The organism is Nitrosomonas sp. (genome assembly GCF_022842015.1).
GTDB lineage: Bacteria > Pseudomonadota > Gammaproteobacteria > Burkholderiales > Nitrosomonadaceae > Nitrosomonas.
This window is the reverse complement of record NZ_JALHQJ010000127.1, coordinates 1-3021: the sequence shown is the minus strand read 5'-3', so window position 1 is coordinate 3021 and position 3021 is coordinate 1. Positions and strand designations below refer to the sequence as shown.

Annotated in this window: 2 protein-coding genes; one reads left to right on the top strand and one right to left on the bottom strand. The window is 49.9% G+C overall.

The genetic code is table 11. From position 1 onward, the window contains the following. A partial coding sequence (locus tag Q0C11_RS14595; protein WP_293009213.1) for a carbonic anhydrase occupies window positions 1–694 on the top strand: 694 nt, incomplete at its 5' end. Window positions 695–1086: 392 nt separating this feature from the next. On the opposite strand, the gene Q0C11_RS14590 is transcribed toward Q0C11_RS14595, so the two are convergent. Then, the coding region (locus Q0C11_RS14590) for a CusA/CzcA family heavy metal efflux RND transporter (protein WP_293009211.1) at window positions 1087–3021 on the bottom strand (1935 nt) is incomplete at its 5' end.

Sequence of the window (3021 nt, the reverse complement as noted above, 5' to 3'; positions counted from 1 at the left end):
CTCTGCGCTGGGTTTGGGTATTAGTGGTGCAGGTATCGCCAGTGTGGAAGAAACAAAGGTACCTTTGCCGTCATCTACCAAAATCCCGCCCCAGCCTGAGAACGTGCTTACCCCTGATCAAGCTTTGGAAAGATTAATGGCAGGCAGCAAGCGGCATGGTAGTGGTCAATCGACTGTATCCTTGGACATACATACTTCCCAGGATGCTCTGGTTAAAGGGCAAAACCCCTACGCTGCCATTTTGGGTTGCGCCGACTCCAGAGTCGGTCCTGAACAGTGTTTTGATGAGGCTCACGGGGATCTATTTGTGGCTCGAGTTGCTGGTAATTATATAACTGTCGATTTTCTGGCCACGCTTGAATATGCGGTTGCCGTATTACATACACCGTTGATCATGGTGCTTGGCCATGAAAGCTGTGGAGCTGTGGGAGCCGCTATTGATGCCATTGATAAGAATAAACAGTTTCCAGGACACATCCAAACAATGGCAACTGCATTATCGCCTGCAGTCAGAGCAGCGAGAAATATGCCCGGAATGCTATATGAAAATGCGGTCAAAATGAATGTCATCCTCACTGTTGCCGAGCTGAAGAATAGTACCCCGATCTTGAGTCAATCCGTGAAGGAGAAAAAAATTCAGATAGTAGGCGGAGTATACCGACTAGGTACAGGTATAGTTGAATTAGTTTCTTAAGCTTAAGAACATAGTGGTATTGGGAAGTTAAAGCGAACTGAAACGTAATAATTTGAGAATTGCCTAATAGATTGATGGTTAAAATAAAATTCAGTTTCTTTCAAGTGCAAATAAACAGTATATATTCAGATACACCAGCGATCTTTGCCAAACGGCGGTTAGCAAAGCCCCAGAAAGACTCCATACTGTAAATACGCAAGTTCTCATGGTGTGGAGAATCAATGCCTAACTTTGGCACCGGCCGCTTGCGCCAACTCGGTACCCGACTAACGCTAAATTGTTGTGGGTCGTAGCGAGGCAAAGGCGGATACTGTCGTTTTCATGCATAACATGCACACGGCTCCAATCGTTATAAAGCTAGATATCATCCCGTTGAACTAGCGGCGCTGTCATTAACCTTGTATCTTTCTTATTTCAAGATCTATCGATGTGTCTTTATTCGAAGTATCTCGTCCATGGATGAGCCGATACAGTACTGGCAATACAAGCAGGGTCAGAATAGTGGAGGAAAGAATGCCTCCGATTACTACCGTTGCCAGAGGCCGCTGCACTTCCGCGCCGGTACCGGTAGCCAGCGCCATCGGCAGGAAACCGATCGACGCCACTAAGGCCGTCATCAGTACAGGGCGCAGCCGGGTCAGCGCACCGGTTTGAATCGCATCATCCAAAGATAATCCTTCTTTTTCTCTCAATCCGCGGATAAACGCCAGCATCACCAAGCCGTTCAGAACCGCTACGCCGGATAGCGCGATAAATCCAACCCCGGCTGAAATGGACAATGGAATATCGCGCAGCCATAACGCAAATATGCCGCCGGTCAAAGCAAAAGGAACGCCGGTGAACATGAGCAGTCCATCACGCATATTGCCGAACATCGTGTACAGCAGAATAAAAATCAAACCGAGTGCGACTGGTATCACGATCTGGAGACGCTGTGCTGCGGAAATCATTTGTTCAAACTGGCCGCCCCAGGTTGTCCAGTATCCCAGTGGGATCGGTACTTTTTTTGCGATCAGTTGTTCGGCTTCATGGACGAATGAACCCAGATCACGGCCACGCACATTGGCGGTAATCACGATCCTGCGCTTACCATTTTCCCGGCTGACTTGATTGGGGCCCTGAGTGATCTCGAAGTTGGCCACTTCTCCCAGAGTGACAAAAACCGGCACAGCCGGTTGGGCTGCTTGTGCAGCTTGCGGTGCATTGGCAGCCATAGTCACACTTTGCATCGGAACGCTGATGGGTAGCCGTTTCAGCGCTTCAATATCGGCGCGCAAATGCTCCGGCAAGCGGATTTGCAGATCGAAGCGCCGGTCGCCTTCAAAAATCATCCCGGTGCTTCTGCCGCCCACCGACATGGCGACGACATCTTGCACATCGCGGCCATTCAGGCCATACCGCGCCATTTTTGCGCGATCCATTTGGATGGACAGCACCGGTAAACCGGTAATTTGTTCCGTTCGCACATCCGCAGCGCCGGGAACGGTTTTAAGCTGCTTTTCTATGGCTTCGCCTAAAGCCAGCAGGGTATCCATATCATCGCCAAATACTTTGACGGCGACATCGGCACGCACACCGGAAAGCAGTTCATTAAAGCGCATTTGTATTGGCTGGGTAAATTCGTAGTTATTACCCGGAACCTTGCGTACAGCCTGTTCCATGGCGGCAACTAACTCTGCTTTGGTGTGATGCGGGCCTGGCCATTCCGATTGCGGTTTGAGGATGATAAAAACATCTGCAACACTCGGCGGCATGGGGTCCGTGGCAATCTCGGCAGTGCCGATTTTGGAGAACACTCTGTCGACTTCAGGAAATCTTTTTATCGCCTCTTCTAACTCATTCTGCATTTCAATCGCTGTGGTCAAACTGGTGCCCGGAATGCGGATGGCATGCAGCGCGATATCGCCTTCGTTCAAGCTGGGAACAAACTCACTGCCGACACGCGTCGTCAATAAACCTGACAATATGACAATAACGACAGCAATCGTCACGGTGAGCTCGCGGTGTTTCATGGTTGCCGTCAATATCGGCACATAGGCTTTTTTGGCCCATGCCATTACCGGGCTTTCCGTCTCTTTCACTTTACCGGACAGAAAGAATGCAATCGCTGCCGGAACAAAGGTCAGGGAGAGAATCATTGCCGCAATCAACGCAGTCACAACCGTGAGCGCCATCGGATGAAACATCTTTCCTTCGACACTCGTCAATGCAAAAATGGGTAAGTAGACGATAATAATGATCAACTCACCGTAGATCAGTACCCGTCGCGCTTCTCTGGAGGCATCAAATACGAGCTCAAGACGTTCAGTGAGCGTCAATTCCCGCCC